Source organism: Vibrio gazogenes, assembly GCF_002196515.1.
Classification (GTDB): domain Bacteria; phylum Pseudomonadota; class Gammaproteobacteria; order Enterobacterales; family Vibrionaceae; genus Vibrio; species Vibrio gazogenes_A.
Genome location: NZ_CP018835.1, coordinates 2699760 through 2726210 on the forward strand (window position 1 = coordinate 2699760; position 26451 = coordinate 2726210).

Here is a 26451-nt window from a genome sequence, read left to right on the forward strand (position 1 = left end):
ATAAAAATTAAAACTGATTTCAGTGTCATAGTTATGGCCTTATGCCAGCGGGATTTCTGCATCAAACCGCAGCCCTGTAACACTCGGATCTGCCCCTCTGAGCGTCGCTCTTCCTGTGACATAAACCCGTTTTCCGCTTGACCACGTACCGATAGTCGGGGCTGGGTTGAAGTCCTTATAACTGTTATATCCGGCGGTTGGCTTGGTGCGCATCTGTACCGGCAGGGTGATTTCAATATATGCCCAGCGCATGCCGCCAACTTCAGTCAGCGTCGCGGTGACTTTGCTGCCGACATCGTAATAACGCGCCCAGCACATAAGACGGTTGAGCGTCCGATCCGGTGCCTGATAGGGCGTTGCCGTGTTACCTTCGCTGAGAACGATTTTTCGGGCACCTGCCGGAACATCAATCCGCCAGTGCCCCGATGACGGGCTGGTCAGTTGCCGGGTAGTCATATTTTCCCCGGACAGTGTATAAACCGTCTGAGGCTGATAGTCTCCGTCCTCAACCATCTGGGCGATCCCCGATGCAGTTTTGCACCAACAATCAAATCCGTATTGCCCGGTTTTGAGTGCTGACCAGTCCCCTTTGAAATTGCGCTGGTTTTCCTGAAAGTCAGGATTAATCAACAGATTCCGGGCACTTGTCGGTCTGACCGGTGTCTGATGGATGATTGCATCAATCTTCTTTTCCAGCTCGCTGTCTCTGTCTGCAAGCGTCTGGCTGGTTTGGGTCAGACGCTGGCTTGACTGATTCAGACTCAGAATATCTTTGATAAACTGCGCATCCTTATTCGACAGTGCGGTGAGCTTTTCACTCAGACCGGTAATGTCATCAATACCGTTTTGAGGTTGATTGAATACAGGATTAGTAATATTCATGATTTCACTCCGGTAACGGTCAGGCGTGCATGGGTGGCACTGGCGTTATAGGCGTACAGCTCCCCTGAAAAATCCAATGAGACAGAACCGACAGCATTATGACTCCCCATCACCATCAGGCCGCGATTGCTGGACACATTGAAGTCACCAATACGTAATGTTGTGACTTCATCACTGATGACCTGAATTGTCAGTTGACGATACCCGCCTATGGTCAGTCTGGCTTTTTCGCCGGCAGCAATTTCAATATCTGGCTGAGTGGTCATGGCCGATGGGGAAATCAGTTCTACTTTTTGCCCGTCAGTAACCGTGACCTTTGCATTAAATTTCAACGGTTCAATGATCCGCTGAACAACCAGCCCCGACGTGGAGGCCGGTTTGTGCTCTAAGTCTGAAATCTGATAGTCAAAATTCACGGTGTCGGGTGAATGATGGGTCAGAAACATATTCTCAAACTCAGTGACCTGAATCCTGTCCCCGGATTCAAGCCGCTGCGGTTTCAGACCGTCGGCAGAAATAAAAACCGGTGCCGTCGTTGACCGGACAATCAAATATTTTCCCCGTCCCCCGACAGAGATCGGGGTTTCAGTATTGGGTTGTAAAATCATCATTTTCCCCTTAGTGCGACAACACCCAGAACACCACCGACTACACAGGCCGCGATTGCAAACTGAGTCAGGTAACTACTGTTATCCAGCCCTGTCTGCTCACGCTGTTTGGCGGCACCTGCAACGGCAAGGGCGGTGCGTGTGTTTTCACTGGCCTGATTTGCAACCGACTTGATTGCATCAATGGCGCTTTTATTGGCTGACAGGGACTTTTCACCAAATGAAAATGCTTCTTTCAGCGAGTTTTTACCAAAAGAGAGCGCTTCTTTGGTGGTGTCGGCACTGGTCTCAAGGGCTTTTTTGGCGGTTTCTTTAGCCGCATTGACCGCCCCTTGATCGGTGACGGTAATATTTCCGACACTGCCTTGAACCCCGCTCAGGAGTATTCCCAGATTATCGCCTTGTACCGCATTGGTGCCGCTGATCGATGTGGTATTGGTTGTGTTACTGCTGTTTGACTTTCCGCCACCGCCCATTAATCACCCCCTGTAAATTGCAGACACAAGACCGACTCATCACCGTGTGTTTCAGTCGTCACAAAACCAAAGCGTCTTAAAATTCGGGTCATCCCTTGACGAACCGTGTGATATTTCACGCATTGATACCCTTGAGAGCGAACCGCATCGATTATCACGGGTGCCGCTTGTTTGAGCCCTTTGCCGGTCAGCGCCAGAATCAGATATTCGTTTTCATCGGTCACATAGCCGACGAAGCGCACCGCAACCCCTTTACCTTTTAACTGGTAGAAGCTGGCGCGTTTACTCAGGACGGCATCACAGCAAAACTTGTATTCATATTTTGCATCTTTCAGGCGGTTGAAGGCCGGACGGAGCAAAGAAAACTGAGCTTTGATATCAGCCCGATTCGGGCGGATAAGTGTAAATTTCATTTCTTCACCACCACAAACGTAATTGCAGCAATCACAAGGATGATCGGCAGGTTCTGCATCAAACGCTGTCCCGCACTGCCGCTGAAGTTAATCGCCCCGTTGGTGATGCCCCCGATGGAATTTCTGGCGGTTGCCGTTGCATCACCGGCAGCACCACCGCCCGCATTAATCGGCATGGTGCCGGAGTTCGTCAATCCGCCTCCGATAGTTGGGATCATTTCATCTCCTTAACCAGCCGGTAAGTGAGATAACACCCGCCCCCAATGGCTGACAGCTTGACTAACTTCCCCACACCGGAGCCAGCCCAGAAACCACCCCCGAACCCTAGTACCCCTGTTGCAACGGGGATCAGATAAATCAATGGTATTGGCATTGCCGCCCCCTATTTTTTAGCCGCCATGACCACAATCCCAATCAGGAGTAATGCACCCAGACCGCCCCCGATATACAGGAGGGTCTTGTCATTGCCTTGTGGTGCCGGTGTGACTTTGTTGCCGTTATCATCGGCCTGATGGGTTGCCTGTGGCTGGGTATTGGCGTTGACCGAACTGTTATCACTGGTAGCGGCTCCGACAAGGTTGTCGAAGCCTTCACCGACGCTATCGAGTAAGCCGGAGCCAAAATTACTTAAATCATCTAAGAACGCCATGATTGCCCCCTTACTTAATCAGGTCGGGGCGAACGATTTTGACGGACTCAACAATGATCGGGATCGAGCCGACAGCACTGTCGGTTTTCACCGTAAATTTCAGCTCGTTGGTGTGCGCGGTCTGAAATAGTTCATCAATAAAATAACCGCGCATAATCGGATCGAAGTGATACATCCCTGATTGCCAGAATCGACGATTGCGTTTGGCACGCATCGTTTCAACTGCGCGGGTTGTGTCGTACACCTTGATATAATCGCGGTGAATTTCGAGTGAGTTCACAGTTTCTGACAAGAAATGCATCCGACGAACCAGCAATAACGGACCTGATACAAGATCGAGAAATTCGTTTTCGGTTGATGTCGCTTGCATGGTTTGTTTTTTGATTTGCGGCACGACAATGCGTACACCCTGAGCGGGGGAGACGGTCGCATGACCTTTGAGCACCACACCTGATGCATTGCCGCTCGTATCCGGTGCAATCTCCACCTCAAGGATAATATTGTCTCCGGCCTCGGTCACAAGGGCGGTGTAACGCATCCCGTTTTTCGTTTTGGCGGTAATGTCAGCCAGTGGAATATGATAAAAACCATCAATTGACGGCATCCCTTTGTAAGCTTCAAGGGATTTCATCAACTTGCCGTCAAGGACAATGATTTCATCACCGTTTAAGGTAATCGAAACCCGTTTAATCTGCTCCGGTGACAGGTTGGTTTCAAGAAAGATTTCTTCATAGACGGGGCCGGTTGGGATCACCATTGAGGCTTTTTCTCCGTAGGCGACGCCCGTAAATGAATTAAGTCGCATCACTGAATTCATACGCTCTCCCCTTAACCGATCGCGTCTTCAACAGAATCAACGTTATTTGATGCCCAGACCACGCCAGCGGCAACCACTGCGGCAATCAGGCCGACCACAGCGATATTCTTTGCGGATAATCTCATGTTTGCTCCAATAAAAAACCGCCCAACATTAGGCGGTCTGTATCAAAGCACACGATTCACAACCGATGCCTAACCCGATTGTGAATCGGGTTTAGAATAAATGTGATTTGAGTCGCATTTCACCATCGAATCGCCCCTTTTTGATAGGCTTTTCCATCCTGTAGCAGATACTCAAGCGGGTTTAACCGGTCGATTTCATCGGCTGATATGCCAGTCATTTTTTCTAAATAAATTGCACTGGTATGGGTTTTTTGCATCATCACACAGGCGCGCTGACAGTTATCAATGATGGTTTTGGAAACCTCCTGACCGCGCTGAAACAGGTTAATCGAATGCAGATTGAACTTGCGTCCCAGTCGCAAAATTTTGCCATGATAACCGGTGGCTTTTCCTGCATTCTCGCTGTGCTCGGCAACTTCTTCACAAATGATTTTGAGCGGCTTTGGATGTTTACCATTCCCACAGCCCCAAACCACCCTACAAAAGCGGTCAAAGTCTTTGACGGTGGTTTCATGCTTCGGTTGGTAGGCTATCTTAAACCCCTGCCGTGTTTTACGTCCTGCAATCATGGCGGTGGCAAAGTCTTTGATGTTGTCATACCCCCGAACGACTCGCCCCGCCAGTGTGCCGGTATAGTCCCCGACTGGATCAAAGATAGCGACTTGATCGGTGGCGTGGATAAAGAGTTTCTTTGCGGCTGAGGTCTTACCGCTGCCACTCATCCCAACCGCATAGACATGACCATTGTGCAGCGCATTATTAGGGTTAATCGGCTGCATGGTCTGGCTCTCCGTCCTCTTTGGCCGCTTGGATTTCTTTGGCTCGGTCAAGGGCTTTGAGTTCTTTCACCTGATGATACGATGAAAACCCGAGTGCCCCCGCAGCCATGACAAAGGTCAGCTCTTCTTTGTACTGGACAAGCCACGGGGGAAGCTCACCCCCGTATTTGACAAACAGTGGCGCGGCTGCCCCTGCCACCCCTTTAACCTGGGCTTCATCAAATACAAAATCTTTGTGTACGAACTGCCGGATCACTTCTTCAGTGACGCCTATCACCGCCATTGATGTTGCTTCACCTGTTGCCAGTGCTGCCGCCTCTTTGGGGTCGGTTTTGGCTATGGCTTCATCAGGGTTAAAATCCTGCTCGGTGATTTCACTCAGTAATGCATCTTCATCGGCTTTTGAATGGGTTTCGAAACCGATCTCATGTTGTGCATCGTTTTCTGAATATTCCGTTAGATTTTCCATTAAGACACCACCTTGATTGCTTTAATCAGACCCCCGAACACCACGCCTAAAGCGCCCCCTAATCCCATGCAGGCAAGGGTGGTCATTGGCTTTGATTCCGCTTCTGGTTTGGGTTCCGGATTGGGTTTATTTTCCGTTTGTTTTTCCGTCTGGATTGGCAATGATTCCGGTTGGTTCATCTCGTCAATCTGAGCCTGAACCGCTTCAAGGGGCTGAAAGGCTTTCATTTCCGCTTGGGCTGCTTTGCCGGTTCGGGTATCTGGGCCACAGTCACAGCGACCGTGAACAAAGGCCGAGCGTTTGCCTTTGCCTTGCTTAATGGCTTTGGGGTGTTTGCAGGTATGGCAAACCACATACCCGAGAATATCGTCAGATTCAGTCATGCTTGTTGTCTCCTTCAAGTGTGGTGAGTCGGTGGTTAAATGCCTTCAATAACCAAATGGTTTTGGTCAGCCACGGCTTGATAAACCCGAAGCCTAACGGGGGCTTATAGGCTTGTGCTTCGGTGTCCATCTCTTCCAGTAATTGGCTTGTTTTTGCTTGTAGTTTGCTCATGTTTACCTGTCTGTAACGGTGATTAATCGGTGATTGCTGAGTTTCAGGGAGACATAGCGGTCAATGGCTATCGTTGCCCCGCGCATCAACGGGGCAATCAGACACTGAACGCCTTTCACGCTCCATCCGGTGGCCTCGATAAGCGCTTTTTCAAGGGTTGAAATTTCCGTTTCTGAGGGAGGGTTACACTTATTTTCAGTGCTCCGAGACGGCGCTCCGCGCCTTTTGGCGATAGCCTCCGCATCGGATTTACGCATGATTTCCCACTTCGCTTTGATAGTCGAAATGGTGTTACCCATGAATGAAAATCCAATGATTTTCTTTACTGGCTCAAAATAGCGGTTGGTTTTTTCTTCATACTCAATCTTGGCGTTACCAATATTCTGAACAAACTCTTTCCAGCGTGATTTATCCGCATGGCTGTGAAGCTCGGATAACTGTTCACACTCATAAGTTAAAATTTCTTCTTCTGATACTTTGCGTAGTGCTCTCCAGATTGAAACCGGAGCACCACCGAATTGCTGAAACTGACGGATACGCCACAGTGACGCCCAAGCGCGTACTGATTGAGCGGATTTTTTCTCAGCGTCAGACATATGCGACCCGTTAAGGTTTTTGGCTACATATTTCGCAATGTAGGAGGTTGCCCCGCCTTTTTTCGGGTCGCAGTATTTGCAGAGGAAACGCGCCCGTAACGCTGGCTTGAACCGTCTGACCTGCTTACCCTTCATGGCCTTGAAAAACAGCTCGTCTTTGTCTTCTTCAATGGCAATGGCTTCCAACGTTGAAGCAATAATTTCTTTTTCTTCTGCTTTGCAGAACAGAAAATAGTGGGCGTGTGGGGTGCCGTCTTTATGTGGCTCTGCGACCCGAAAACCAAAGTAATCAATTCCTTTTTTCGCCAGTTGCGCTCTGGCTCTGGCCCATTGCGCCATAAGGTTTCTGTTCCCATCTTTCGGGCTTGCTCCGTTCCACTTGTCACTGTTGCGGTGGTATTTACTTGGCAACGTCCAAGTAATGAAAGCAGCGGTATAGCCTTGCAATTCGGCTAACTCTTCAAATCCTCGGCTTCTCACCATCATTTCAATACGGCGGTTTTCAGGGTTTGATGTGCTGGATTTAAACACCTCTTGCAAATCGACGCTGATATCATCCTCTTCGTTGTAAATGCAGTAATCAGCTAAGAATTTTTCTTGTCTGGCCTGTGCTTCAAGGAAGTTATTCAGCGTCATTTCACTGACATATTTTGACTGATTTTTTTGGTGGCCAACTCGGTTCAGAGCGATTTGTGAATATTCGATATATTCAAACTTTAAACGTGCTAGACGGGTATGAATCCAGTCGTCAGTAGTCATCTTTTGGATTGCAGAAAAGTACTGCTCAAAGGTCGGGTTCTTCGATACGTGCGGTGGTGTGATATGGTGGCTGCGTACGATTTGAGCCAAGTTCTCAAAGATTTGTGCCAGATGTTTTTCGTCTCCGTCACCCTCATGATTCAAAACCTGTCTGTGCAGGTAATTAACAAGTTTAAGCCCGTATTCTTTGCGTTGCTCATCCATCATTAAAATGTCATGAGTGAGCGAAAGCATTTCTGTTTTGATGCCTGTCTGAATTTTGCCTGTGCGCTTCTTTTTACGCTCATTGTAGCGGCTGATTTTTTTGTATTCCTGACGGTCAAGTCTGCGATTGGTAAACGGGTAACGATGTTCGATGAACTCAGCAAGACGAAAGCTTTTTCTTGTGATATCAATTGCAAACCGTTCAAGACTTTCGCGTGTAGCGTTTTCACGCAGAGAACGCGCATACACTTTCTTATTGATGTCACTGACTACAAGCTTCGGTAACAACGGGTAAAAATGTGTTTGAAAGGTTGATACAATCATTTCTTTATCCAATACAGGTAAATAAATTTGAAAACAGAACTCGTTTTTGAATCCGACAGAACAGCCGTGATTGAGGCTGACCGTTTGCTTATGTCATTTCTTGATAATCAACAGTCATCCCATCATGATGATGGTCGCTTTATGCGTTTTGCCATCCTTGATAAACCTTGGAAGACAATTGGAAACCCTGAGCCTTACAGGATCATTGAATCTGAATTCATGGCAGGATTTGGATTAATCGAGAAATTGGAGCAGTTAGGCTTTGTATGTATAAACAAGCGAGACAACTATCCGACAAAAGGTTTTGACATGATTTATGTTTATCCTTTGCCTAGGCCTGTCGCTTAATACGTTCAGCTTTCATCTTTATCAGCTCTTTGGTTCGTTCTAGTTTGGCGTTTTTGTACTGGTTACGTTTTACCAACAGTTTTAATTCAGTGAGTTGCTTTGGTATCTGCTCATCCATAGAATTGCGCCTCTATATCATCCGCTTGCTGGCCTTCCGCCATACCGATAATGTCACCGTGAAAGGAGTGCAGCGCGAGCCATTCGCCCCCGTTTACCCGTTTGATTTCATCGATGAATACGCTGATGTTTCCGACTTGGCAGACAATGCCGCCTGTCATGCTTTTGCGGTATTTGATTTCGTGTTTCATGCTTCACTATCCAACAGTTTTCTTTTTCTTGGCGGGATGGGCAGCATGATCTGATTTGCTGCGATCCGTCGGTCAAACTCAAGTTTGTTGATCAATACCAATCCGCCTGATTGCTCCTGTGGAATGGTGGGGATGATGCAGTCATTGATTAGCTCTTTGACTTTGGTGCGGCTCATTCCGGTTTCTTCACAGAATTTATTGATTGTCTGAACGCTTGCAGACATGGATCAAACCTCCTAATATCGGGCGTAATCGGTTTTTAAATACAGTGCGCGATTATCCGCGCGTTTTTTAATTTATTTCAAATATCCGCTCTAGTCAACTTTTTGCGCGGATATCCGTGCGAACAATTTGGAAGGTTTGGCCTATGTTATTGATGGATAAAAATAAAATGTACTTAAAAAATTTCCATTTAAGACTTAAAGAGGCATTAGGAGAACATTCTTATCGCTCTTTTTCTGAAATGAGTGGTGTATCTGCCACAACCCTGCGCGATTATGTGAACGAAAAAAGCTATCCGACGCTTGATCGATTAGTTGCGATTTCTGATGCTTCTGGGAAGTCATTAGAATGGTTAACCACAGGCGAAATCCCAGATGAAAATATGGTCATTATTTACCAATATGATTTACGGGTGAGTGCCGGAAATGGTGCATTGGTTGAACATGAAAATCCTGTTGCTGAATTTCGCTTTAGTGCTGATTGGTTACGTCAGCAGGGGTTATATGGTAAGAGGCTCTCTATTGTTCAAGTCATGGGCGATAGTATGGAACCCAGCCTTTATGATGGGGATTTGATTCTGGTTCGTCATGATGAAGTACGAGACGGGCTTTGTGTGATTCGGATTGATAATGATGTCTTAGTCAAACGGGTTCAATACGACTACGCGGAAGGGAAATTCCTGATTTCAAGCGATAACGAGCGGTATAAAAATATTGAATTAAGTAAAGATTTTAAAGGGGATTTTAAAATTATTGGTCAGGTTGTCCGTGTGTTGCAGAGAGTGAAGCAAGTTGCATGATAAAGCCGAGCGAATGGGGGTTTTTTACCACCCATGATCCAAACCGTTTTTTTGCTCGCGAACGGGATGCCAAGAACCACGAAATCACCCTGACATTACGTGATGAAGAGTTACACCCGAATCGAGATACTCGACGGCTCGATGAGATGGTCAGTATTTGGTATCGGCTCCACGGCAAGACGCTTCGTGACCATATCCGTTTGAGAAAACTCCTTTATCGAATGTCTGAACGGCTCGGTAATCCGATAGCTTCCGACCTGACCAATGAACACTTTGCCAAGTACCGCGAGCAGCGCACACAGGAAGTCAGTACAACCACTGCGAACCGAGAGCACGCTTACTTACGGGCAATGTTCAATGAGCTTAAGCGCCTCGGTGTGATCGATTATGACAACCCCGTCCAACATATCCGCCAGTTCAAAGAGCGAGAAGGGGAGCTTCGTTTTCTCAGTCATGATGAAATCGCAACCCTGTTACATGCCTGTCAGCTATCCAGTAATGAATCCCTGATTTATGTGGTTAAAGTTTGCCTTGCCACCGGTGCCCGTTGGAGTGAGGCCGAAAACCTGAAAGCCTCACAGGTGGCCGGAGGGAAAATTACCTTCCTCAATACCAAGTCCGGCAAGAACCGCACAGTCCCGATCAATGAAATTTTGTTTAACGAGTTGAAAAATATTGGCAAAAGTGGCGATGAGAAACTATTTTTACATAGCTTGAGTGCATTTCGTAAAGCCATTGCCAGAGCACAGATTCAGCTTCCAAAAGGGCAGATGTCTCATGTGCTCCGCCATACCTTTGCGAGTCACTTTGTGATGCAAGGGGGAAATATTGTAGTGCTGAAAGATATCCTCGGTCATAGTGAGATCACCACAACGATGCGATATTCTCACTTGGCACCAAGCCATTTAAGTGATGCAGTGGAGTTGAATCCGTTGAATAGGCATCAGTAGAGATGCCATCTCTGAAGAGTTATATTGAACCATATTGTTTTTTTCCTGACACAAGAGAAATACTGGATATTGCACATTAGTTTTCATTGGGTCATGAGTGTAATATGTAAAGAATTAATAGTGGAGCTGTATAAAATATACTGTCAGCACCTTGATACTTAACTAAGGTCTAAGCAAGGAAACTTAATGATCGAGACAAAAAAAATTACAGCACAAGATGCTGATAGGATCAAATACTTAGATGAAAGCCATTTTTTAGACCTCAAAAGTAAAGCTATTCGCCCCGCAAAGCTTACTGAGACTATATCCGCTTTTGCCAATACGAGTGCAGGTGAAATATATGTCGGAATTGAAGAAAATGACATACTGACACTAAAAGATAGGCATTGGAATGGTTTTAATGATGTTGAAGAAGCAAATGGCCTTCTTCAAGCGATTGAAAGGCTATCGCCACTAGGCAACCATTATAAGGCCGTTTTTTATAGCTGCGATAGTGAACAAGGATTAATTTTACACTTAACTATATATAAAACCAGTAACATTTTATTTGCGTCAAACAAAAAAGCTTATATTCGAAGAGGAGCTCAAAAGTTACCTATTGAATCAACAGAAGCATTAAAAAGGCTCAAATACGATAAGGGAATTACGACATTTGAAGATAGTCTTCTATCTATCCCTGATGAGTATATAACAAACTCGGTTGTGGTTATAGAATTCATGATTAATGTTGTTCCTATGTCAGAACCTGAGTCTTGGCTAAAAAATCAACTGGTATTTATAGATGGTAAGCCGACAGTTGCCGGAGTACTGCTTTTTGCAGAGGAACCTCAAGCTATACTACCTAAAAGATCAGCAATAAAAATCTATCGTTATCATACAGCTAATGATGAAGGAGAGAGAGATACATTGGCTTTCGATCCAACCACAGTAGAAGGTCATATCTACACCCTAATAGAAACAGCCAAAAATAAAGTAAAAGAAATTGTTGAAAAAATTCAGAAGTTAGGGCCTGATGGCTTAGAGAATATTTTGTATCCTGAAGAAGCGCTTCAGGAAATCATTACAAATGCAGTAATTCATCGTGATTACAGCATACCTAAAGATATTCATATTCGAATATTTGATAATCGCATTGAAATTGAAAGCCCGGGTAGACTCCCCGGGCATATTACATTGGCGAATATCCTTGATGATCAAAGTGCACGTAATCCTAAAATTATTCGCTTAATTAATAAGTTTCCTAACCCTCCGAATAAAGATGTTGGTGAGGGTTTGAAGACAGCCTTTGAAGCAATGAATAAACTTCGTCTCAAGGAACCTGAGATAACGGAGACAGATGCTTCAGTTATAGTAATTTTAAGGCATGAATCTCTCTCTTCACCTGAACAAATGGTAATGGATTATTTGTCTGGACATGAAAACATAACGAATGCAATTGCTCGAGAATTGACAGGAATAAAGTCTGAAAACACTATGAAAGATGTTTTTTATCGACTTAGAGATAGGGGGGAAATCGAACCAGTACCGGGCAGGGTTGGTCGATCATTTGCGTGGCAGAAGAGTTAACAATTCTAGGTAATTGGATGGTAAACTCTAACCGGAGAAATCAACAGTTTTCCTCTTGCATATGAGCAAGAGGATTATTTCGTTCTGAATAACTTTATGATTTTAGTTAAACCAGCGCCAAGAACAAAAGCGCTATAAGTGATAGTTTCTTGCAAATTCTTTATATTGCATTTTGCTTTCGGCTGTTTTTCTCGGCTTTCGCTGCCTTCACATAAAATAGTATCCGGAAAGCTTTTCTGTCTATGCGGACGACTTTAGCTGCCCTCTTAGCTTCCAAGATAAGCCGTTCTCTGACTTCTTGACGTTGTATCGTTGTCCCTTTCTCTACTTAACACTGAACAATGGCGTTATCTATAACATCATTATAGTGATCATCGCTTGTTATTACGACACTGATATTAAAATCAATAAAAAGCTATTTTTTGTATTTTTTATTCATTTAAAAGAAATATGCAATACCGTTCTATGCTGGTATTTTTACATTTATATATTACTTATTACAACCATATACGCCCACATACGCCTGAAACGAAATTTCCCCTTTTTGTAACTCATTGATTTATTAGTAGGGTAAAAGGTTTTCCAAATCCGCGTGTTGGGGGTTCGAATCCCTCCACCCCTGCCATTACAAATTGCATAATTATGCAAAACGAAACCCGCTCATTGAGCGGGTTTTTTGTGTCTTGAACAAAAATAAAATAGATGGGTACAAAATAGAGCATTATAGAAACTTTGTTGTTTCAGAATCGCCCGATACGTCAACTCAGATAAGCTTTCCCATAAACTGTTGCTTTAGGGGAAAACAAGATTGATGATTATTTATTCTTCGTTCTCTCAACAGCATTAGGGAAAAATGGTATCATTTGCTGAAAAAGAGGAAGTCAGTATGCCCCATTTTCGATTTCGCGCGGTTGAACCGCAGACAGTTCAGCACCTTTCAAAAACATTGGCGGATGAACTACCGTCCCCGATGAATGCTCCCCGTGAAGATTTTACATTCGAATATATATACACCACCTTCTTCCAAGAAGGGGAGGTTTCTCAAGCTTATCCTTTTGTTGAAGTGTTGTGGTTTGATCGGGGGCAGGAGACTCAGGATCTGGTTGCACAAGTTATTACGCAACAGGTCAGAGAGGTGATAGGAGAAGAGGTAGATGTTGCTGTTATTTTTACAGCACTGAACCAAACAGATTACTATGATAATGCGCAACATTATTAATTGAGAAAATGGAGACAATTTAAGATGAATCCAGTCATTGATACGATCCAGAACCATCGTTCGATTCGTTCCTTTCAAGAGAAACCACTCACAACAGAACAGATGGATGCCATTATTGCTTCTGGGATTGCAGCGTCTTCTTCAAGTTTGTTACAGACTGTCTCTATTATACGAGTTACGGATCAGGAGAAACGGCGGGTTTTAGCTGAACTTGCAGGAAATCAGTCTTATGTGGCAAGTGCAGCAGAATTTTTAGTTTTTTGCATTGATTACCAACGTCATGCTTCACTGAATCCAAATGTTCAGTCGGAATATACTGAGCTCACTTTGATTGGGGCGATTGATGCCGGGATTATGGCGCAGAATTGCTTGCTCGCAGCGGAGTCGATGGGGCTCGGTGGTGTTTATATTGGTGGCTTGCGCAATGCTCCGAAAGAAGTCGATGAGTTATTGGGATTACCACAATCTACCGCGATCTTGTTTGGGATGTGTTTGGGATATCCGGCTCAAGATCCAGAGCTGAAACCACGTCTGAGTCCTCAAGTCATTGTTCATGAAAACAGCTATCAGCCATTAGATCACGCGCTGATCAATGAGTATGACCAGAGAATGGAAAACTACTACCAGCACCGCTCGACGAATACAAAGCAGCAAGCATGGTCTGATCAAGTCACCACCAAACTGAGTAAAGAGCAAAGACCTTTTATTCGGGATTACCTGAACAGTAAGGGATTAGCCAAAAAATAACAGCGATAAAAAAGCCCAATTTTTTAATTGGGCTTTTTTTCGTGAACAATCTGAGACTATCATCATTTACACAAGGGGCATGAGCAGATTATCAGGTCAGCCCTTGAATAATGACAAATTTTTCCAGCAGTTCATCTTCTGTTTCAATATGGTCTGGATCTGTGATGATGCAATTGCTTATCGGACAAACCGACTGACAGGTCGGTTGATCGTAATGACCTTTACATTCGGTACAAAGATCCGGATTAATTTCATAAAGATGTTCACCAAATGAAATCGCATTATTCGGACACTCAGGTTCGCACATATCGCAATTGGTGCATTTACTGGTGATCAAAAGTGCCATATCACTTGCCTGTCGGGTTACGGGTATCCTGACCAACGTTCAGATTGCGCATCAGTAATGCATAATCGAGCTTGACGTCTTCAGGCACAGGAATATAAACGAAATGACCATTTCCCTTGGCGTCATCAATTGTCTCACTCTTGCGGTTTTCCATCGCTTCCAGTGTGAATACGATATTCCCTTGTGGTGTCATTAGCTCCAGACTATCGCCCAGACAGAATTTGTTCTTCACCTCAACTTCAACCAAATCACCACGACGTTTACCGGTAAATTCACCCACAAATTGCTGACTATCCGATACTGAATACCCATAGTCATAATTCTGGTAAGCATCATGCGTATGGCGACGTAAGAAACCTTCGGTATAACCTCGGTGTGCCAGACTTTCCAGTGTGCCTAGCAGCGTCTCATCAAAAGGCTTGCCTGCCACAGCATCATCGATTGCTTTACGGTACACCTGAGCCGTCCGTGCACAATAATAGAATGATTTTGTCCGGCCTTCGATTTTCAGGGAATGAACCCCCATCTTCGTGAGGCGCTCGACATGCTGTACCGCACGTAGATCTTTTGAGTTCATAATATAGGTGCCGTGCTCATCTTCAAAAGCCGCCATTTTTTCATCTGGCCGATGGCTCTCAGACAGTAACACCACATCATCTATCGGTTTGCCCGCACCAATGGTGTTTTCCGGACGTTCGTTTTGCACTTCTATCGCTTGTGGCGAATTCGGATCAAATTGCTCGACGATCTGGCCGGCTTCGTCTTCTGTGCCTTTTTCGACTTTGTATTCCCAACGGCAGGCATTGGTGCATGTTCCCTGATTCGGATCGCGTTTGTTGATGTATCCGGACAGTAAACAACGACCCGAATAGGCCATACAAAGTGCACCGTGAACGAATATTTCCAGTTCGGTGTCCGGACATTTTTCCCGGATCTCTTCAATCTCTTCGAGAGACAGTTCTCGGGAGAGGATAACCCGGGTGACGCCGTGCATTGACCAGAATTTGACGGTTGCCCAGTTGACGGCATTTGCTTGAACCGACAAGTGGATTGGCATGTCAGGGAAGGCTTCCCGAACCATCATGATCAGGCCCGGATCAGACATGATTAGCGCATCCGGCCCCATATCGACAACGGGTTTTAAATCGCGGATAAACGTCTTCAGTTTTGAATTATGCGGCTGAATATTACAGACCACATAAAACATTTTTCCCTGAGCATGGGCTTCATCGATCCCGATTTTCAGGTTTTCATGATTAAATTCATTATTACGAACCCGCAGACTGTATCGGGGTTGCCCTGCATAGACAGCATCTGCGCCATAGGCAAATGCGTAACGCATATTTTTGAGGCTACCTGCCGGAGAAAGGAGTTCTGGTACGAATGTTTTTTCTATTGTCATTGCTTCTATTCCAAATCTGATCACAAGTCAGGCCGATACCACCTGATGGTACCGGAGGGGGCGAATTTTACGTCAAAACAGGTTGTGATCCTAGCTTTGTTTCGGATGGATTTAGCGATGAATTCTGGTGGCTCATTGAGAGAATGAAAGGGAGACGATAAACAGTGCGGTCATCAAAAGCGGTGCGACATGGTCACACTTGTTCGGGTTGGAAAACACAAAAGCCAGCAGCAGGATTTACCCACGGCTGGCTTTTTAACCATTTCATGTGAATGAAGTCTGTGTTACTCAGCTTCGGGTAAGCCACCTAATGCTTCAAACAGGTTCGGCAGAAAAGCACTGAGTTCACCGCACATCAACGAAAAATCGGCATCGAAGCGAGCGGCACGATCTTCACGGGGAATATCTTCGTTGTGATCTTTCAGCTCATCACTGTATTGTACTCTTTTCAGGCTCGCATCGTCGGCCAGTACAAATGTGATTCTCTCCTGCCAGCTTAGCGCCAGCTTGGTTACCACTTTGTTGGCAGTGATGTGACTCATAATTTCGTCACTGGTCAGATCCTGTTTTTTACAACGTACGACGGCACCATCTTCCAGTAAAGATTTTAGCTCAGCTTCGTCTTGCAATTGAAAACCTGTCGGTAACTGACCGCCTTGAACCCATTCGGTGAGCGTGGTTTCGACGGCATTTTGTGGGATTGCCGGAATAACCGGTAGGCTACCCATGGTTTTACGTAGCAGAGAAATGACTTCTTCTGCTTTTTTATAACTTCCCGCATCGACCACGATTAACCCTAGTGAAGGCAAGATGAGCAAATAGGTATATTGGCTTTTGCTAAACGCACGCGGGAGTAGATCAATGATGATATCCTCTTTGAGCGTATCTTTTTCTTTCTTTTTGATGGGGCGGCCTTCTTCCGCCTCAAGCGTTTCTACTTTACTCGCAAGAGAATCTTGAATCACCGATGCCGGCAAGAGCTTTTCTTCTTTTCTGGCACATACGAGGATGCGGTCTTCAGAAAGATGAGTCAGCATATCCCCATCTTTTCCCATCACACTTGTCCAGCCGAATTTCTGCTTATCCTGACTGCCGCATGGTGTAAAGCGGAATTCATGAAGTTGTTTTTCTAGTTGATCGGCATTGAAGTGGATATCGCTGTTTACACGATAAACCATACAGTTTTTAAACCACATAAAGTCTCTCTTGTCCCATAATCAAGGGCGAATATCATAGGCTAAAAGCAAATAAATGTCTCAGCCGATTTGCAATCTCTGGAGCCGGTTAACTTCCTTAATACTGTTGAAAACCCGCCATGACAGTAGGAATCGATACAATAAACATCGATAGTTCAGGCTGTTGCGCCAGAGCGCTTATCTGCGAAAGCACTTATCTGTGAATTTGCGACGAACGTTATGTGAAAATTTGTTTTCAAAGGTCACAAAAGTGTCATAATTATTTTTAATAATGCAAAGCGTTGATAGAAAAACAAAGGCTAATCGGATATGTCCAGAAGGATTCTTGTGGTTGAGGACGAAGCACCCATTCGGGAAATGTTGTGTTTTGTCCTTGAACAAAAAGGTTATCAGGCGGTTGAAGCTGAAGACTATGAGACCGCCATTAACAAACTGGCAGAACCTTTCCCTGATCTTGTTTTACTTGATTGGATGCTTCCCGGAGGAAGTGGCATTAATTTTATCAAGCACATGAAACGAGATGAGTTAACCCGCAATATTCCGGTTGTGATGTTGACGGCTCGCGGAGAAGAAGAAGATAAAGTTCGCGGGCTCGAAGTCGGTGCTGATGATTACATTACGAAACCTTTTTCTCCGAAAGAACTGGTCGCGCGACTCAAAGCTGTGATTCGACGTGTGACGCCGACAGCGCTGGAAGATGTCATTGATGTTCAGGGGCTCAAACTTGATCCGGTGTCGCATCGGGTGACAGCCAATGATAAAGCGCTGGACATGGGGCCGACAGAGTTTAAGTTGCTGCATTTCTTTATGACGCATCAAGAACGGGTCTATAGCCGTGAACAGTTACTGAATAATGTCTGGGGCACGAATGTTTATGTCGAAGACCGGACTGTGGATGTGCATATTCGTCGCTTGAGAAAAGCACTGGAAGATGCCGGACACGATAAATTAGTTCAGACGGTCCGTGGTGCCGGATATCGTTTTTCAACGAAAGCATAACTGATGTTGATGACTTGGTTGAAGCATCGTAGAGGAGTGAGATGGTCGAACGTCTAACATGGAAAAGGCTGGCTTGGGGGCTGGCTTTTTTTTACTGTCCTTGGGTTCTGGTCGGCTGGATCTTTGGCTACATGCCTTGGCTGTTGTTGATCGCGACAGTCATTCAACTCCTCTGGCATCTGGGCAATCAAGTCCGTCTTTCTGCCTGGCTGTGGGATGAGCGCCGTTTAGGTCCGCCATCTGGCAAAGGACAATGGGAATATCTCTTTAACGGTATCTACCATCTTCAACAGCATCAGCGTAAAAAACGCAAAGAGCTGGCAAACCTGATCCGACGTTTCCGTAACGGTGCGGAATCGTTGCCCGATGGTGTGGTGGTCTTCCGTGATGAAGGCAATATCGTCTGGTGTAACCGCCTCGCTCAGAACCTGTTGGGATTTCGTTGGCCCGAAGATGAAGGCCAGCCGATATCGAATCTTTTGCGGGCGCCCGATTTTATTAAATACCTCGAAAAGAATGATTTTACCGAACCATTGGAGATTCATTCTCCGCTGAATGTTGATCGCATGCTGGAACTGCGGATTGTGCCTTACACCAAAGGTGAACACTTGCTGGTGGTGCGTGATGTGACCCAGTTGAAGCAGTTGGAAGGCATGCGGAGAAACTTCTTCGCCAACGTCTCTCATGAATTGCGGACGCCAATGACGGTTTTACAGGGATATCTTGAGATGACTGAAGATCCCGATATGCTCGGTGGCCCGATGTGGGAGAAGGCGCATCAGGTCATGACTGAGCAACTCAGTCGGATGAATAGTCTGGTGAATCAGTTACTGACTTTATCGAAGATCGAAGCGGCGCCAATGCATGAATTGGATGAAGTGGTGGATATTCCTGCGATGCTTAAGGTGCTGGAGAAAGAAGCCATGAGCCTCAGCGGTGACAATCAACATCAATTGCATTTTGAAGTGGATCAAACCCTGAAAGTGTTGGGCGATGACGATCAGCTCAGAAGCGCAGTCTCTAATCTTGTTTATAATGCGGTGAAATATACGCCTCCCAAGGCAGATATCCATGTGCGCTGGTATGCCAGTTATCAGGGCGCATGTCTGGAAGTTGAAGATTCAGGGGAAGGCATCGCACCGCAGCACCTACACCGTCTGACGGAGCGCTTTTACCGAGTCGATAAAGCGCGTTCCCGCGATACAGGTGGCAGCGGGCTTGGGCTGGCAATCGTGAAACACGCCCTTTCTCATCATGACTCACATCTTGATATTCACAGTGAAGTTGGTGTCGGCAGTCGGTTTTCGTTTGTATTACCCAAACGTCTGGTTGTGCAGTCATGAGCCGAGTCAAGCGCTGGTTATGGGGGGGGCTGGTGTGTTGGTGGAGTGGTTGGTCGCTGCAAGCGGCAACACTGTCTGAGTCGTTGCCTGAGTACCAGAAACAGCTTGGTGTCTCCGGTAGCCTTTTGTCGGTCGGGTCCGATACGCTGGCGGGTGTCATGTCTTTGTGGGTGGAAGCATTCCAGTCTTATTATCCGAATATTAATATTCAAGTGCAGGCTTCCGGCTCGTCAACGGCACCACCGGCATTGATACAAGGGACCGCTCAATTGGGTCCGATGAGTCGGGTAATGCGGCACCGGGAGGTCGGGGCATTTGAACAAACATATGGCTATAAACCGACGGTTCTGCGCGTGGCGATTGATGCCATTGGGATTTTCGTCCGGCAGGATAACCCGATTAAGGGACTCAGTTTTCAGCAAATCGATGCGATGTTTTCTACGACACTACGATGTGGGGAAACTCAGCATCTGACAAGCTGGTCTCAGCTCGGCATCAAAGCGCGCTGGGCGCTGCGTGCCATCCAGTTATTCGGGCGTAACTCAGTGTCTGGGACTTACGGTTATTTTAAAAATCATGCGTTGTGTGGCGGTGATTTCAGCCCGAGAGTGAACGAACAGCCCGGCTCTGCTTCTGTGGTGCAGTCGGTTGCGTCCTCGATGAATGCCATCGGTTATTCTGGTATTGGTTATTCGGTTTCCGGGGTTCGGTTGGTTCCGATATCTCGCGAGGGGACAAATTATATTTTCCCTAACCGGGATAATATTTTGTCCGGAAACTATCCGTTATCACGCTATCTCTATATTTATATCAATAAAAATCCGGAGCGGTCACTCTCACCGGTTGAGGAAGCATTCATTCGCTTTATTTTTTCCCGGGAAGGGCAGGCGCTGGTTGCGAAAGATGGCTATGTCCCGGTATCGCCACAAATCGCCAGACAAGAGTTGGCGAAAGTCGGATTAAATTGAAATGCAAAAGACGGTGAGGTGACAACATCATCGCCTTTCACACATTGACGTTGTTGTGTTTAATATTTAAAAATCAATGGTTAGAAGATCAATGTCCAACCGATATTTTCCCAGTATTGCTGCTCGCTGAGTAAATCGGCATGAAGCAGTTTGTTGTTTTCCAACCATTCGGCATCATGGCTGGAAAGTGTCCAAACGTTGTCCTCTGCTGTCAGATAGATCTCCGGTAGTAATTCATCACTTCTTTGTCCGTTAAGAACAATTGCCAATCTGAGAATGCGGATCAGTTGGATGATCTGTTTTTTCTTGTAGAGCGTGAAGTCCGGCATTTCATTGAGCTTTAAGGCTTTTCTCTGAAAACGGGCCAATGTAGAGAGGACCAATTGCTGCTCGCTGTTAAATCCCGGCATATTGGTATAGCGAAGAATATACTCCGAATGGCGGTGATACCCTTGCAGGCTGATGCTAAGACCGACCTCGTGTAACAGAGCACTCCATTCCAGCAAATCGACCAGTTCGTGTTGCTGAGCCGATATATTGGCTCCGTGATGGATTTGATCAAAAAACTGCCGAGCCAATCCTTTTATTTTTGCGGCATGTTCCAGATCGACTCGATGTTTCTGGGCGAGGCTTTCGGTTGTTCTCAAGCGAATATCCGAACATTTAAAGCGTTCTTCCATTTCATACAGCAAACCTTCTCTGAGGGCACCTTGTGAAAAATGCATCTCTTTGATATTCAGATCTTTTAAAATGGCATACAGAATCGCAACGCCTGCGGCAAATACCGGTTTTCTTTCGTCACTGAGGCCCTTGAGATCCAATTCTTCAATCTGGGTTTTTTCACAGAGCTTGTCGATCAGTGTCTCCAATCGCTCGGTAGTGATGATGCCATCGTCATAGCCAATGCCGATCAACACTTCCCGGACTGCTTTGATTGTACCAGACGCTCCGAACGCACCTTGCCAGCCTTTTTTACGATACTGTCGGGCGACGGATTCCAGCTTTTGCTGTGCGGCAACGAATGCTTGGGCAAACCGTTTTTTGGAGAGTTTACCTTGTGGGAAAAAACGCTGATTGTAACTGACACAGCCCATTTGGAGACTGTTGACCAGTTGTGCTTCAAATCCCTGACCAATCACCATTTCGGTACTTCCTCCGCCAATATCAACGACGAGCATTGAGTCTGATTGCGGTTGGGTATGAGCCACGCCCAGATAAATGAGTCGGCCTTCTTCCATACCCGGAATGATCTCTATCGGGTAGGGCAGAATAGTTCGGGCACATTCAATGAATTTCTGAGCATTGGCTGCTTGGCGTAAGGTATGGGTTGCCGCAATGCGGACATTTTCCGGTGCGAACCCCTGAATACGTTCAGCGAACATCGCCAGGCAATCCAGCCCACGGGCCATCGCTTCGTTATCGAGTTTCTTCTTGGCATCCAGCCCTGATGCCAGCCGGACACGCTGTTTATGGCGGCTGACCAGTTGGAGATCCTGATCGATGACCTGTGCGACCACCATGTGGAAACTGTTGGAACCTAAATCAATTGCAGCGATGTGCCGGGGTTCACTGGGTGCTTTCATGGGATTTTACTTCTATTGCCTTTTGCTTGCGTGTTTGTCTTTCGACATTTTTCAGATAGTCGTAAATCGCTATCTGGGAGCGTATTTTCTTACGGTTACCACGGTTAACATATCGGTTACTCATCTCTTTGTCTATCCAGCGAGCTTTAACCGTATCGGTAAAGTGAATGTTGATGAGGTCAATAATGCGTTTTTTCAGGCGCTTGTCACGAATTGGCGTCGCAACTTCAATCCGGTGATCGATGTTGCGCGTCATCCAGTCCGCAGAAGAAATATACACCTGCGGATCCCCGTCATTGTGGGTAATGATGACGCGAGGATGCTCCAAAAAGCGGTCTACGATACTAATGATCTGGATGTTGTCGCTGATCCCTTCTATGCCCGGAACCAGAGAACACATGCCACGGATGACCATTTTGATCTGAACTCCGGCAGAACTGGCTTCATAAAGTTTGTTCGTTAACTCGCGATCAACCAGATTATTCACTTTCAAGGTAATGGCGGCTTTCTTATTCGCTTTGGCATTGGCGATTTCATTGTCCAATAATTCATTGAGACGAGAGCGGGAATTCCGGGGCGATACAATCAGATGGCGGAATTTTACCGGCCGATATGGATTTTCAATATAGTCAAATACACTGCGGACTTCATTGGTGATTTCCGGATCAGCGGTTAGCAATGAAAAGTCGGTATAAATCCGAGCGGTTTTTTCATGGAAGTTACCGGTACCAATGTGTGCGTAGCGGATAATGTCTTCTTCCTCTTTACGACTGATCAAAAGTAATTTTGAATGGATCTTGAGCCCCGGAACACCAAAAATGACGTGCACACCGGCTTCAGTCAGGATTCTGGACCATTCGATATTCGCCTCTTCATCGAAGCGGGCTTGTAGTTCAACCACCACGGTCACTTGTTTACCATTCATCACGGCATGGATCAGGGAATGCATCAACTTGGAGTCTTTGGCGACACGATAAATATTGATTTTGATACTCAGAACTTTGGGATCAAATGAGGCTTGCCTGACTAGTTCGGAAATATGTTCGAAAGTGTGATAAGGGTAATACAGCAGAATATCTTGCGCTTTAATCGCATCAAAACTGTTGTCGAAACCGAGAAAGTCAGAACACTTGAGCGGTGGCAGCGGCTTATTTTCCAGGTAGTTCCGCCCGACATTCGGAAATGAAATGAAATCTCTGAAGTTATGATATCGGCCACCGGGGAGCAAGCTATCATAATTGGAAATTTTGAGCTTATCGCACAGAAAATGTAACATCTCTTTCGGCATGGTACTTTCGTAGACAAAGCGCACCGGCATGGCGGTTAAACGCTGACTGAGACCTTCCGACATCTGTTCCAGCAGACTGTGTTCTACCTCATGGCTAAGATCATATTCGGCATCCCGAGTCATCTTGATGGCGTAACCATTGAGTTGATCATACTCGAAGAACCCTCTGAAAATATCATCGAGACAATAGCGGATAATATTATCCAGCAGCATAATTGTTTTACGTTGCTTCCCTTTTTGCTCTGGTACCATGATAAACCGAGGCAGATGGTTGGTCGGAATTTCAATCAGCGCATAGTGAGAGTGTTCATCGGTGTTCAGCTCGACGGCAATGTAAGCATATTCATCTTTAAGAAATTGCAGCATGTCGGCTTCTTCATTGAGTAGCCAAGGCGTAATGTGCTGAATAACTTCACTTTTAAAATATTTTTTGACCCATCGCCCCTGAAACTCGTCCAACTGGGTTTCATTGACTAAAAAGATTCTCCGCCGAGCCATCTCCTTGATCAGATCGTTATACAGTTCTTCGAATTCCAGATTGAGTTTGAGCGCCTTACTTTGCATTTTCGAGAGGAGATGTTTGTAGGAACTGTTGCCGCCGTGTTCCCGGTCAATCAGGATCCGCCGTTTTACATCGGCAAAACGGACTTTGTAAAACTCATCTAAATTATTAGAAAAAATGCCTAGAAAACGTATCCGTTCAATGAGTGGCACTGACTTATCCGCAGCTTCTTGAAGCACCCGTTCATTAAACGACAACCAGCTTAATTCTTTTTCAATATATAACTTCTCAACACTCATACAATCAGACCTTTCATGTAACTCAGGGCGATCTATTCAGTACCAGGAGAACCCGTCATGGCAACGAATTCACTGTGAAATGACCATCAGTGAGATAATGGCGTTGTATATGGCGTTCACCTCATACAATGCAAATATAACTATCAGTAATAAAAAAGAAAGTTAGGTGTTTTGTGTTACATTTTTATTTCAAAGTATATAAGACATTTGCTTATTCGTGGAGCAGACTAGGGGCTGTTGACCTTTCGTGGTTGAATTTTGTCTCATCTGGACGAGTGGAACACACCGGAAAAAATGCTGATAAATCAAGTAGAGAATCGAGTTCGTGTGCCACTTGTTATTTCAGGTGGTTGGTGCTTGTTGTAATATAAATGTCACGTCATTGACATATGCTTATGGGTCGGAGATATCAAAGCTCGGGATCTCGTGGGTCTGTTGCAGGCTGAGGACGGGTGTTATTCTCTGTTTGTGTCATTGGTATATCGGTCAGATTCATTAGGACAAACATGTCATACCCTCAGTTTTCTCTCAAAGCAGCGGATAAAAAGCGTCTTATTAAAGACCGGCTGATTCGTTTGACCGTTCGTGCTGGTGGCGTCAGTGTGCTTGGGGCGTTGATCTTAATTTTTGTGTATCTGATTTGGGTGGCATTTCCCTTGTTTTCCAGCGCTGAAATTACAATGTCTCCCGCTCATCCTCATGTTGCAGACTCTGAGCAGATTCCAATCCAATTCGCTGTCGATGATTATGGTCAGTATGTCTTTATGCTCGATCATCGTGGAAAAATGACCTTCTGGCCGACTCAAAAAACACAGTCGTCTCCGGTCTGGCAGCAGCAACTCGGGTTTGAACCCAAGCAGAGTGCGGTCGCCGGACATTGGTTTGCAGTATTCGGTGCCGATAAACAACTGGTGATTGGTCGTCCTCAATTCACCCATCGGTTTCGTGGGGGAAAGAAGATTTTCGTCCCGAATTTTGAACAATTACCATTGCCTTCATCTCTCCGTTCTGTGCTTCCGGAGCATGTTCAGCGCTTGACGTTTACGGTGTCTGCTCAGGAAGTGACCATCGCACTGGTTGCCCCAAATGGTACACTGACGGTTTTATCTTTTTCGCGGCATTCGGAGCAAGTAAGCGCTTTTCGCTTTCCTGAGCAGGTTGCCGCGGACGCATTATTATTGTCACCGGATGGTCATACGCTATATATCCGTGAAGGTAGTCATCTTGTCATTGCCCAGCGTCACGGTCATGCATACCCAGTCAGAGAAGTGGTTGACCTAACCCGGGGCGATACACAGCGAACGATTGCTCAAATGGTTTTATTGCCGGGTGGCGACTCATTGTTAGTGCGTGACCAACAGGGGATGGTCACCCAATGGTTTGACGTCATCCGCGATCAAAAAAGACAGTTTATGCCGATCCGCGCATTCAATACCGGTGAGCAGACTCGCCTGATTGTCGCGGATATTTATCATCAGGGATTTTTCTCATTACATCGTGACGGTCAAGTACGCAATTATCAGGCAACAAATCATAAGCTTGTTCTGAGCCAAAAGCTGTTTGATCAAATGCCTGAGAGTGTGGCGTTGTCTGAAAATGAAAAATATCTGGTGGCTTATCATCAGGGGCGTCTGACTCTGGCTCATGTTGATCTCGGATATCCGGAGATCTCATTTTCAGCGCTGTGGCAGAAAATATGGTATGAAAATTATCCGGAGCCGGACTATGTTTGGCAATCCACATCGGCTTCAGATAACTTCGAACCGAAGTTTAGTTTGGTGCCCATTGCATTTGGCACGATTAAAGCCGCGTTGTATGCGATGATTTTTGCTGTGCCGATGGCCATTCTCGCGGCGATTTATACGGCTTATTTTATGTCTGCTCAGATGCGGCGTAAGGTGAAACCGACAATCGAACTGATGGAAGCGTTGCCCACCGTTATTATCGGCTTTCTGGCCGGGCTGTGGCTGGCGCCGATTTTAGAGCGGCATCTGGTCGCCGCGGTAGTCATGATCATCTTATTGCCGCTATCGACGATAGGGTTCGGACTGATTTGGCATTTTTCACCGGAACGATGGCGCAGTACGGTGCAGCGAGGCTGGCACGCGGCGCTTTTGGTGCCGGTACTCGCTGGTGTCATGGCTCTGATGCTGCCTGTCGGCTTTAACCTTGAGACTTGGTTATTTGATGGCGATATCCGAGTGTTTCTGGCGCAATATGGTATCGACTTCAATCAGCGCAATGCGTTAGTGGTTGGTATTGCCATGGGATTTGCGGTGATCCCGACCATTTTTACTATCGCGGAAGATGCGATTTTTTCTGTGCCGAAACATCTTTCTGACGGGTCGCTTGCATTGGGCGCGACGCCTTGGCAGACCTTGACTCATGTTGTATTGCTGACTGCAAGTCCGGGCATTTTTTCAGCAATTATGATGGGGCTCGGACGCGCAGTCGGTGAAACCATGATTGTATTAATGGCGACAGGCAATACACCGATTATGGACTGGAATATTTTTGAAGGAATGCGAACACTGGCAGCGACCATCGCGGTGGAATTACCGGAAGCGGAAGTCGGGAGTAGTCAGTATCGCTTGTTGTTTTTGGGCGCATTGCTGCTGTTTGTTTTCACCTTTTTAGTGAATGCGTTGGCGGAATGGATTCGATTGCGTCTGCGAGAAAAGTATCGGGCATTGTAATGTTAGGACTGGAT

Annotated in this window: 30 protein-coding genes; 10 read left to right on the forward strand and 20 right to left on the reverse strand. The window is 46.0% G+C overall.

Translation table 11 applies throughout. The features are described 5' to 3' along the window. Positions 1–39: 39 nt before the first annotated feature. The 13 genes from BSQ33_RS12305 to BSQ33_RS12360 all read right to left on the reverse strand — a co-directional run bounded on the left by BSQ33_RS12305 (position 40) and on the right by BSQ33_RS12360 (position 7656). Positions 40–882 carry a hypothetical protein gene (locus BSQ33_RS12305; protein WP_088134186.1) on the reverse strand — a complete coding sequence of 281 codons (843 nt, stop codon included), beginning with the start codon at positions 880–882 and terminating at the stop codon, positions 40–42. Continuing rightward, entirely contained in the window at positions 879–1493 is a 615-nt protein-coding gene (locus tag BSQ33_RS12310) for a hypothetical protein (protein ID WP_157721390.1), read from the reverse strand. The genes BSQ33_RS12305 and BSQ33_RS12310 overlap by 4 nt, the downstream gene beginning before the upstream one ends. Next, positions 1490–1966: a hypothetical protein gene (locus tag BSQ33_RS12315; RefSeq protein ID WP_088134188.1), complete on the reverse strand. Its 477-nt coding sequence runs from the start codon at positions 1964–1966 to the stop codon at positions 1490–1492. Before BSQ33_RS12315 ends, BSQ33_RS12310 begins: the two co-directional genes overlap by 4 nt. Next, the gene (locus BSQ33_RS12320; RefSeq protein WP_088134189.1) at positions 1966–2379 is read right to left on the reverse strand and encodes a hypothetical protein; all 414 of its coding nucleotides are present in this window, start codon (positions 2377–2379) and stop codon (positions 1966–1968) included. Before BSQ33_RS12320 ends, BSQ33_RS12315 begins: the two co-directional genes overlap by 1 nt. Then, on the reverse strand, positions 2376–2597 hold the full coding sequence (locus BSQ33_RS12325) for a hypothetical protein (RefSeq protein ID WP_088134190.1): 222 nt from the start codon (positions 2595–2597) through the stop codon (positions 2376–2378). Before BSQ33_RS12325 ends, BSQ33_RS12320 begins: the two co-directional genes overlap by 4 nt. Beyond that, on the reverse strand, positions 2594–2752 hold the full coding sequence (locus BSQ33_RS21590; protein ID WP_157721391.1) for a hypothetical protein: 159 nt from the start codon (positions 2750–2752) through the stop codon (positions 2594–2596). The genes BSQ33_RS12325 and BSQ33_RS21590 overlap by 4 nt, the downstream gene beginning before the upstream one ends. A gap of 9 nt (positions 2753–2761) precedes the next feature. Then, the gene (locus BSQ33_RS12330) at positions 2762–3028 is read right to left on the reverse strand and encodes a hypothetical protein (RefSeq protein ID WP_021020721.1); all 267 of its coding nucleotides are present in this window, start codon (positions 3026–3028) and stop codon (positions 2762–2764) included. A 10-nt stretch (positions 3029–3038) separates the two neighbouring features. Then, positions 3039–3845, reverse strand: a complete 807-nt coding sequence (locus BSQ33_RS12335; protein ID WP_088134191.1) for a major capsid protein P2 — start codon at positions 3843–3845, stop codon at positions 3039–3041. Positions 3846–4089: 244 nt separating this feature from the next. Next, positions 4090–4749 carry an ATPase gene (locus tag BSQ33_RS12340; protein ID WP_088134192.1) on the reverse strand — a complete coding sequence of 220 codons (660 nt, stop codon included), beginning with the start codon at positions 4747–4749 and terminating at the stop codon, positions 4090–4092. Next, positions 4736–5218: a hypothetical protein gene (locus tag BSQ33_RS12345; RefSeq protein ID WP_088134193.1), complete on the reverse strand. Its 483-nt coding sequence runs from the start codon at positions 5216–5218 to the stop codon at positions 4736–4738. Before BSQ33_RS12345 ends, BSQ33_RS12340 begins: the two co-directional genes overlap by 14 nt. After that, the gene (locus BSQ33_RS12350; protein WP_088134194.1) at positions 5218–5601 is read right to left on the reverse strand and encodes a hypothetical protein; all 384 of its coding nucleotides are present in this window, start codon (positions 5599–5601) and stop codon (positions 5218–5220) included. The genes BSQ33_RS12345 and BSQ33_RS12350 overlap by 1 nt, the downstream gene beginning before the upstream one ends. Beyond that, the gene (locus tag BSQ33_RS12355; RefSeq protein WP_088134195.1) at positions 5594–5773 is read right to left on the reverse strand and encodes a hypothetical protein; all 180 of its coding nucleotides are present in this window, start codon (positions 5771–5773) and stop codon (positions 5594–5596) included. The genes BSQ33_RS12350 and BSQ33_RS12355 overlap by 8 nt, the downstream gene beginning before the upstream one ends. Before the next feature lie 2 nt (positions 5774–5775). Then, positions 5776–7656 carry a replication endonuclease gene (locus tag BSQ33_RS12360; protein WP_088134196.1) on the reverse strand — a complete coding sequence of 627 codons (1881 nt, stop codon included), beginning with the start codon at positions 7654–7656 and terminating at the stop codon, positions 5776–5778. Between the two features lie 27 nt (positions 7657–7683). Between BSQ33_RS12360 and BSQ33_RS12365 the strand changes: the two genes are divergently transcribed. Next, positions 7684–8004: a hypothetical protein gene (locus BSQ33_RS12365; protein ID WP_021020729.1), complete on the forward strand. Its 321-nt coding sequence runs from the start codon at positions 7684–7686 to the stop codon at positions 8002–8004. A 110-nt stretch (positions 8005–8114) separates the two neighbouring features. Here the strand turns inward: BSQ33_RS12365 and BSQ33_RS12370 are convergent, their stop codons facing one another. Then, positions 8115–8312 (reverse strand): hypothetical protein, encoded by a 198-nt coding sequence (locus BSQ33_RS12370; RefSeq protein ID WP_021020731.1) that lies wholly within the window; start codon positions 8310–8312, stop codon positions 8115–8117. Further along, positions 8309–8536 (reverse strand): hypothetical protein, encoded by a 228-nt coding sequence (locus BSQ33_RS12375; protein WP_021020732.1) that lies wholly within the window; start codon positions 8534–8536, stop codon positions 8309–8311. The genes BSQ33_RS12370 and BSQ33_RS12375 overlap by 4 nt, the downstream gene beginning before the upstream one ends. Positions 8537–8703: 167 nt before the next feature. Between BSQ33_RS12375 and BSQ33_RS12380 the strand changes: the two genes are divergently transcribed. From BSQ33_RS12380 to nfsA, 5 genes are all read left to right on the forward strand, one after another. After that, entirely contained in the window at positions 8704–9333 is a 630-nt protein-coding gene (locus tag BSQ33_RS12380) for a LexA family transcriptional regulator (protein WP_198298100.1), read from the forward strand. After that, a complete protein-coding gene (locus BSQ33_RS12385; protein ID WP_088134198.1) occupies positions 9330–10283 on the forward strand; it encodes a tyrosine-type recombinase/integrase in 954 nt (317 codons plus the stop codon). The genes BSQ33_RS12380 and BSQ33_RS12385 overlap by 4 nt, the downstream gene beginning before the upstream one ends. A 186-nt stretch (positions 10284–10469) precedes the next feature. Then, positions 10470–11849 (forward strand): ATP-binding protein, encoded by a 1380-nt coding sequence (locus tag BSQ33_RS12390; protein ID WP_088134199.1) that lies wholly within the window; start codon positions 10470–10472, stop codon positions 11847–11849. 886 nt (positions 11850–12735) lie between these two features. Next, positions 12736–13068: a DUF1904 domain-containing protein gene (locus BSQ33_RS12395; protein WP_088134586.1), complete on the forward strand. Its 333-nt coding sequence runs from the start codon at positions 12736–12738 to the stop codon at positions 13066–13068. Positions 13069–13092: 24 nt separating this feature from the next. After that, on the forward strand, positions 13093–13815 hold the full coding sequence (gene nfsA, locus BSQ33_RS12400; protein ID WP_088134200.1) for an oxygen-insensitive NADPH nitroreductase: 723 nt from the start codon (positions 13093–13095) through the stop codon (positions 13813–13815). A gap of 91 nt (positions 13816–13906) precedes the next feature. Here the strand turns inward: nfsA and BSQ33_RS12405 are convergent, their stop codons facing one another. The 3 genes from BSQ33_RS12405 to rdgC all read right to left on the reverse strand — a co-directional run bounded on the left by BSQ33_RS12405 (position 13907) and on the right by rdgC (position 16759). Next, positions 13907–14161 carry a YfhL family 4Fe-4S dicluster ferredoxin gene (locus BSQ33_RS12405; protein ID WP_021020739.1) on the reverse strand — a complete coding sequence of 85 codons (255 nt, stop codon included), beginning with the start codon at positions 14159–14161 and terminating at the stop codon, positions 13907–13909. Between the two features lies 1 nt (position 14162). After that, on the reverse strand, positions 14163–15563 hold the full coding sequence (gene yegQ / locus BSQ33_RS12410; RefSeq protein ID WP_021020740.1) for a tRNA 5-hydroxyuridine modification protein YegQ: 1401 nt from the start codon (positions 15561–15563) through the stop codon (positions 14163–14165). A gap of 284 nt (positions 15564–15847) precedes the next feature. Next, entirely contained in the window at positions 15848–16759 is a 912-nt protein-coding gene (gene rdgC / locus BSQ33_RS12415; RefSeq protein ID WP_088134201.1) for a recombination-associated protein RdgC, read from the reverse strand. A gap of 309 nt (positions 16760–17068) precedes the next feature. On the opposite strand from rdgC, the gene phoB reads away from it, so the two are divergent. The 3 genes from phoB to BSQ33_RS12430 are packed head-to-tail and all read left to right on the forward strand — an operon-like array spanning position 17069 to position 20069. Beyond that, a complete protein-coding gene (phoB, locus tag BSQ33_RS12420; protein WP_021020742.1) occupies positions 17069–17758 on the forward strand; it encodes a phosphate regulon transcriptional regulator PhoB in 690 nt (229 codons plus the stop codon). A gap of 41 nt (positions 17759–17799) precedes the next feature. Beyond that, a complete protein-coding gene (gene phoR / locus BSQ33_RS12425; RefSeq protein WP_021020743.1) occupies positions 17800–19101 on the forward strand; it encodes a phosphate regulon sensor histidine kinase PhoR in 1302 nt (433 codons plus the stop codon). After that, entirely contained in the window at positions 19098–20069 is a 972-nt protein-coding gene (locus BSQ33_RS12430; protein WP_021020744.1) for a PstS family phosphate ABC transporter substrate-binding protein, read from the forward strand. Before phoR ends, BSQ33_RS12430 begins: the two co-directional genes overlap by 4 nt. 80 nt (positions 20070–20149) lie before the next feature. Here BSQ33_RS12430 and ppx read toward each other — a convergent pair whose 3' ends face one another. After that, positions 20150–21652, reverse strand: coding sequence for an exopolyphosphatase (gene ppx, locus BSQ33_RS12435; protein WP_088134202.1), 1503 nt, complete (start codon positions 21650–21652; stop codon positions 20150–20152). Next, a complete protein-coding gene (gene ppk1 / locus BSQ33_RS12440; RefSeq protein ID WP_021020746.1) occupies positions 21636–23741 on the reverse strand; it encodes a polyphosphate kinase 1 in 2106 nt (701 codons plus the stop codon). The genes ppx and ppk1 overlap by 17 nt, the downstream gene beginning before the upstream one ends. A gap of 506 nt (positions 23742–24247) precedes the next feature. On the opposite strand from ppk1, the gene BSQ33_RS12445 reads away from it, so the two are divergent. Then, positions 24248–26437, forward strand: a complete 2190-nt coding sequence (locus tag BSQ33_RS12445; RefSeq protein ID WP_088134203.1) for an ABC transporter permease subunit — start codon at positions 24248–24250, stop codon at positions 26435–26437. The last annotated feature ends 14 nt before the right edge of the window (positions 26438–26451 follow it).